Below are 5,849 nucleotides of genomic sequence, written 5' to 3'. Positions count from 1 at the left end.
GACGAAGCAATCTCCATAAATCAAGTGTTTGCGGGAGATTGCCGCGCCCCTTCGGGGCTCGCAATGACAGAGTGAGTAGTTTATAGAGGTGCCCTTAAGTGTGTATCCCCGGAAGAGATTAGCTTGTCGCAGTAATCAATTATCTGGCGGACGTATTTTCGTTTTTCAAGGTAGCTTCCGGGATAGAAGCTTCTCTTGAATCCGTAGATGATCATATCTTTCAATTTGGGAACGGGAATGCTGAAGGTTTCGACCGCTTTCAGTATCTCATCTGTCACGGTCGTGTTGGAAACGAGCCTGTTGTCGGTGCAGAGCGTGACCGAAAGGCGCTCTTCCATCATCTTCTTGAACGGATGATCTTTCAGGTCCCTGAAACGGGGCGTTGTTTGCATGTTGGAAGTAAGGCAGACCTCTATTGTGATACGTCTGTCGTTGACGAACTTTGCAAGCGACCTTGTATACTTTTCGTTCTCGACCTTTGTTGGCAGTCCCACCATTGAGCTATCGAATATATATGTACCGTGGCCGAGCCTGTCGGCATAAAGGTCCGTCACCGCCTGAAATATTGATGGCGGGCCATATGCTTCTCCTGCGTGTATCGTCTTTTGCATGAAGTTCTTATGTGCAAATTGAGCGGCCTTTTTATAATCCTCGGCCGGATATCCCACCTCTTCTCCCGCTAGGTCGAAACCCACAATCGGAATTCCCAGCTCGTCGCGAGTTTTTACCATGGCACGCACAAGTTCCATCGCCGCAAGGCTGTAGGCCTCTTCTTTTGGAGAATATTCGTGGGCCTCAAGGAAATTCTTGTAATAGTAGGAAAAGTTCTTCCTGAACATGCGAAGCGCCGAACCAATTATGCCGTAGGCGAACGGCGGCTCTTTGCCTTCTTTGATCTCCTTCTTGGAATTTATCTCCTTGGCGGCGCGCTCAAGACCCTTGTTCACCGATGAAAGTATCTGTTCTATGGAAAGGTTCGGGCTCACATGAAGCTGGGGAGCAAAGCGTGGCTCGATGTAGCGAACGCCCTCGGCAAAATTATCCATGGCGAGCTCATAGGCAATGCGTTCGAGCGCCTCTTCGGTCTGCATCACCGCACAGGTGAACGCGAAACCCTTAAGATATTCGCCGAGGCTTTCGTATTTGTCCTTAAAGACCTGCTTTCTTAAGCCCTCTTCCGTATATGAAGGGAGTGTTATCTTATACTTTTTGGCAAGCTCTATGAGGGTTGGTATCCTTAAAGAGCCGTCCAAATGAACATGCAGGTCCGTTTTGGGGAGCTTCTTTATTACATTTGCTAGGTTTGCTTTCATGGCGGGGCAATTTATCAGCAAGCATCGCCAATTGTCCACCAGAAAGTTTGACAGTTGGGGGTAAATCATTTAGAAATGTGCGCATGCATATAAGAGAAAAGACAGGCTCGCTTTTCGTGGTAGGTTTTGACGGCGTTAAAATGCCCGACGAGCTCGAAGCTCTCATTAAAGAGCGGCATATAGGCGGAGTTATCATCTTTAAGAGGAACGTAAGGTCCAGGAGCCAGATCAAAGAGCTTTTATCTTCGATACGCGAATGCGCCGGCAAACGTCCGTTCATAATATCCGTCGACCACGAAGGCGGCCGAGTATTCAGGCTCCCCGAACCGTTCACGAACGTGGGCCCCATGGCCGACGTGAAAGCGCCGGTAGACGCATACCACATTGGCACCCTCATGGCCGGCGAGCTCAAAGATGTAGGCTTTAACGTTAATTTTGCGCCGGTCCTCGACATCAACACCAACATTAAGAATCCCGTGATAGGCGACCGCGCCTTTTCGAACGATCCGCGCGTGGTGGCAAAACTCGGCTCGGAGCTGATACGCGGGCTTCAGGAAAACGGCGTTGTCGCCTGCGGCAAACATTTCCCCGGGCACGGCGACACCTCGCTTGACTCGCACTTTGACTTCCCCACCCTTCCGCACACGCTCGGGCGACTTGAGGCCATCGAACTTGTTCCCTTTAAAGCGGCGATAGGCGCCGGTCTTAGATCGATAATGACCGCTCACGTCGTTTACGAAGGAATAGACAAAGAATATCCGGCCACACTTTCACCAACCATAATAAATAAACTTCTGCGTCACGAGCTTGGATATAAAGGGGTGGTCTTTTCCGACGACCTTCAGATGAGCGCCATCGCCAAAAAGTGGCCCCTCCCTGAAGCGTGCATAAAGACGCTTCAGGCCGGATGTGACATCTGCCTCATCTGTAATGACCCCTCTGCTCAGAAAACGGCCGTCGAAGATGTCATTAAAGCGGTCGAAACCGGACGCCTCCATGAAAGTGTCATCACCCACGCCTATCGCAGGCTGTCTCTCCTATTTTAGTTCAGTTCGCACGCTCATCCTGAGCCTGTCGAAGGATCAGGGATTCAACGAATTATTTTCCACCCGTTCTCTGTAACTACTCACCCAAATTCTACAGCTCCGTAAAACAAGATTTCACTTTTGAGGATAAGATTGCCAACTGTGGGAGTTGTGCATATCCCACACACCAGCCCGCAAGGATCTGGCGTGTGTGGGATGTGGGTAACTCGTCGTCATATGAAGGAGAAAAATTACCCACATCCTTGGCCATTTTTTTTGCGTCTTCAAAATCCTCTCCTTGAGTTGTACAACCAGGAAGTGATGGTACATGAGCAATGTAGCCACCGTCCTCTGACGGCTCGAATATTACCGTATATTTGTAGATTTTTTTGTTTTTTTGTGCATGATGTGAACACCTCCTGAACCATCGTTTTTGCAACAATGGGTCTTTTGATCGGATCGTATTATAAATTACTGAGTAACTGCTGTTTCTGTTGCTGCCTTTACCGGCTCTTCGGTCTCCACCGTTTCCTCATCGCCGGCGACATATTTTTTCTCTTCGATGCGTGCGGCACGGCCGGAGAGCTCACGAATGTAATAGAGCTTGGCGCGTCTCACGGCACCCTTTTGCTTGATATCGATACGCTCGATCATGGGTGAGTTCACCAGGAACACGCGCTCAACTCCAACACCGTAAGACACCTTTCTCACCGTAAAGCTCTCGTTTATGGAGCTGCCTTTACGGGAAATAACGACGCCCTCGAACGCCTGAACGCGCTCTTTTTCGCCTTCTTTCACCCTGCTCATGACGCAGACGGTATCGCCCGCCCTGAAGTGAGGAACGCCTTTTTTCAACTGGCGCTTGTTGATCTCTGTCATTATGTTCATAATATTTCCTTTTTTACTTTTTAAGCAGGTCCGGCCTGCGTTCTTTTGTGCGCCGAAGCGATTCTTCAAGGCGCCACTTGTCTATTTCCTTATGGTTACCCGAAAGCAGAACTTCCGGTACCTTCAAACCTTTATACTCGGGAGGCCTCGTATACTGCGGGTACTCCAAAAGTCCGTTAGCGAACGTTTCACTTGCAAGCGATTCGGCGTTTCCGAGCACTCCGGGCAACAACCTGACCACCGCGTCGCTAACCGCCATTGCCGGTATCTCTCCGCCGGTGACGATAAAATCGCCCACCGAAATCTCCCTATCAACGAACAGTTCAATGAACCTTTCATCGACGCCTTCGTAGCGGCCGCATATAAGGATCATCTGATCCAGCAGAGCCAGATCATGGGCGACCTTTTGTTCGAACTTCTCGCCCTGTGCCGCCATCAGTATCACTTCGCTGCGACCTTCTATCCTTGGCACCTCAGAGAGCGCGTCGGCCAGAACATCGGCCTTCATCACCATCCCGGCGCCTCCGCCGTACGGCGTGTCATCTACGGTATGGTGAGCATCTTTAGCGGATGCCCTGATATCGTGGATGACGACCGCCACCTTCCCCGAGTCGCGAGCCCTTTTTAATATGCTTGCGGCAAAAACGCCTTCGAGCATAGAGGGGAAAATGGTCAATATGTCAATTCTCATTCTTTAATTCATTCACGTGGGGGCTCGATAATTTCAAGGACCGAGCGCTTTTTCAGCTTTGCCGATGCGGCGCCGATGATCGTACGGAGAGAGCGGGCTGTTCTGCCTTCTTTTCCGATGATCTTCCCAAGGTCTTCTTTGCTGACCTTGAGCTCGAACACTGTCGTCTGTTCGCCTTCGATCTCGGACACTACGACCTGGTCCGGATTGTCAACGAGCGCCTGCGCGATGTCTTCTACGAGTTTCTTCAGGTTAGCCATGTGAGCCTCCTTATATTAATTGAGACATTGTCTGCGACAAACGGGCCCCGGTCTTTTTCCAATACGCAAAACGCTCTTTATTTATTATGAGCTTTGCTTCTGTCTTACGGGGGTCATAAGAGCCCAGAACTTCGATGCATTTTCCGGTGACCGGTCTCCTGTCATCGGCAACAACGACCCTGTAATGAGGGTGGTTTTTCATTCCCGTACGCGATAATCTGATACAAACTGCCATTTTAAAACCTCCGTTAATAAGTTAGCAACTTTATAACCGTTTTTATAAGGTGTGGCTTTCTATAGGATTTTATATGGTTTTGTCAAGTGAAGAGCTTAAAATGACGAGAGTTTTTTAACAACGCGGTCGATCTGCCAGCTAGGTGTCGAAGAACCGGCAGTCACCCCTATCTTATCGAAGCTTCCGAAATCATTAGCTTTTAGTTCTAATTCCGTCTCAATATGAAAGGTGGGCGTCCCTATTTCGCGGGAGATCTGGGCAAGCTTTGTGGTATTGGCGCTGTTATATCCGCCCACAACGACCATCGCATCGACCTCTTTTGCGAGAGCTCTAACCTCTTCCTGACGTTCTGTAGTAGAGGAACAGATCGTATTGAAAATGACCGCTTTTGGATATTTCTCTTTGATGAAATTAACGAGTTCCTCGAACTTGTCCTCTTTTTGAGTGCTCTGTGCAACAACACAAACATCGTTCCAGTCCTTGGGAAGATCTTCTATCTCCTTGTGCGAAGATACCGCTATCCCTTTTCCTTCGGCATAACCGATGAGCGCCTGCACCTCGGGATGTTCCGGGTTCCCTATGATGATCGAATGATAGCCCTTTCTTACATGTTTGCGCACAAGCCCCTGAATAATACCAACGTCGGGACATGTCGCATCGTTTATCTTGGCGCCGGTTTTTCTCAAACAGTCGCGTTCGTCGGGACAAAGCCCGTGCGTTCTGATGAAAACAGTTCCGGAAATGTTCTCTGGAATATTATCCAGAACGTCAACGCCTTCGTCTTCGAGCATCTTTACCGCTTGAGGATTGTGAATGAGGGGACCGTATGTATAGACCTTCTCGTCCCTATCTTTTGTTCTTATCTTTTCTATCACCTTGTCGAAGGCGCGGCTGACCCCCCAGCAAAAACCGGCAGACATGGCAACGAGCACTGTTTTCATTCCTTATCGACCCCTTTTGCTATCTTGTCCAAGATGCCGTTCACAAAGGAGCCACTCTCTTCCGTGCCGTAGAGCTTTGCTATTTCAATGGCCTCATTAAGAGTGACACGAACCGGGATGTCGGGGCAGAAAAGAAGTTCATATATGGAGAGTCTTAGAACGTTCCTGTCAACGACGGACATTCTTCCTATCTTCCAGTTGGAAGAGCAGTCGCTTATCTTTTTGTCTATCTCTGCGAGTTTTTCCGCGGTGCCCTTGAGAAGAAGCTCCGCAAAGGAGCGCGATTCTTCGACCACATTTTCCTGTGCCGACCAGAAATACAAAAGAGCATCCCCGGCAGAGGCCTTAGAAAGGTCAACTGCGTACATCATCTGTAGCGCGAATTCGCGAGCTTTGCGTCTGTCACCCATAGTCAGTTTGGTCTGTTTGGCCCGTTTGGCCCGTTTAGTCGGTTAACTGGAACAAGGGTACCTCTAAAAACATCCGTTCATGGTGA

General features: G+C 49.4%; 8 protein-coding genes. 1 reads left to right on the top strand and 7 read right to left on the bottom strand.

The genetic code is table 11. The features are described from left to right. Positions 1-80: 80 nt before the first annotated feature. Positions 81-1,313, bottom strand: coding sequence for an adenosine deaminase (locus COV46_01570; protein ID PIR18027.1), 1,233 nt, complete (start codon positions 1,311-1,313; stop codon positions 81-83). An 83-nt stretch (positions 1,314-1,396) separates the two neighbouring features. Between COV46_01570 and COV46_01565 the strand changes: the two genes are divergently transcribed. Beyond that, a complete protein-coding gene (locus COV46_01565; protein PIR18026.1) occupies positions 1,397-2,359 on the top strand; it encodes a beta-N-acetylhexosaminidase in 963 nt (320 codons plus the stop codon). Between the two features lie 450 nt (positions 2,360-2,809). Here the strand turns inward: COV46_01565 and COV46_01560 are convergent, their stop codons facing one another. The 6 genes from COV46_01560 to nusB form a co-directional block, all read right to left on the bottom strand. After that, positions 2,810-3,226 (bottom strand): 50S ribosomal protein L19, encoded by a 417-nt coding sequence (locus COV46_01560; GenBank protein ID PIR18025.1) that lies wholly within the window; start codon positions 3,224-3,226, stop codon positions 2,810-2,812. A gap of 13 nt (positions 3,227-3,239) precedes the next feature. Then, positions 3,240-3,917, bottom strand: coding sequence for a tRNA (guanosine(37)-N1)-methyltransferase TrmD (locus COV46_01555; protein ID PIR18024.1), 678 nt, complete (start codon positions 3,915-3,917; stop codon positions 3,240-3,242). Between the two features lie 8 nt (positions 3,918-3,925). Further along, entirely contained in the window at positions 3,926-4,177 is a 252-nt protein-coding gene (locus COV46_01550; GenBank protein PIR18023.1) for an RNA-binding protein, read from the bottom strand. Positions 4,178-4,187: 10 nt separating this feature from the next. Then, positions 4,188-4,412 carry a 30S ribosomal protein S16 gene (locus COV46_01545; GenBank protein PIR18022.1) on the bottom strand — a complete coding sequence of 75 codons (225 nt, stop codon included), beginning with the start codon at positions 4,410-4,412 and terminating at the stop codon, positions 4,188-4,190. 95 nt (positions 4,413-4,507) lie between these two features. Beyond that, complete coding sequence (gene ispH / locus COV46_01540; protein ID PIR18021.1) at positions 4,508-5,353, bottom strand: 4-hydroxy-3-methylbut-2-enyl diphosphate reductase; 846 nt, start codon at positions 5,351-5,353, stop codon at positions 4,508-4,510. Next, positions 5,350-5,763 carry a transcription antitermination factor NusB gene (nusB, locus tag COV46_01535; protein ID PIR18020.1) on the bottom strand — a complete coding sequence of 138 codons (414 nt, stop codon included), beginning with the start codon at positions 5,761-5,763 and terminating at the stop codon, positions 5,350-5,352. Before nusB ends, ispH begins: the two co-directional genes overlap by 4 nt. Positions 5,764-5,849: the final 86 nt, after the last annotated feature.

Source organism: Deltaproteobacteria bacterium CG11_big_fil_rev_8_21_14_0_20_49_13, assembly GCA_002796305.1.
GTDB lineage: Bacteria > UBA10199 > UBA10199.
Note: the sequence above shows the minus strand (reverse complement) of the source record. Positions and strands in the feature narration are given on the sequence as shown.

Bases quoted from the DNA above. Each gene is read 5' to 3' on its own strand.
- COV46_01545 (PIR18022.1), bottom strand. From the start codon at position 4,412: ATGGCAGTTTGTATCAGATTATCGCGTACGGGAATGAAAAACCACCCT.
- COV46_01570 (PIR18027.1), bottom strand. From the start codon at position 1,313: ATGAAAGCAAACCTAGCAAATGTAATAAAGAAGCTCCCCAAAACGGAC.
- COV46_01555 (PIR18024.1), bottom strand. From the start codon at position 3,917: ATGAGAATTGACATATTGACCATTTTCCCCTCTATGCTCGAAGGCGTT.
- COV46_01560 (PIR18025.1), bottom strand. From the start codon at position 3,226: ATGAACATAATGACAGAGATCAACAAGCGCCAGTTGAAAAAAGGCGTT.
- nusB (PIR18020.1), bottom strand. From the start codon at position 5,763: ATGGGTGACAGACGCAAAGCTCGCGAATTCGCGCTACAGATGATGTAC.
- COV46_01565 (PIR18026.1), top strand. From the start codon at position 1,397: ATGCATATAAGAGAAAAGACAGGCTCGCTTTTCGTGGTAGGTTTTGAC.
- COV46_01550 (PIR18023.1), bottom strand. From the start codon at position 4,177: ATGGCTAACCTGAAGAAACTCGTAGAAGACATCGCGCAGGCGCTCGTT.
- ispH (PIR18021.1), bottom strand. From the start codon at position 5,353: ATGAAAACAGTGCTCGTTGCCATGTCTGCCGGTTTTTGCTGGGGGGTC.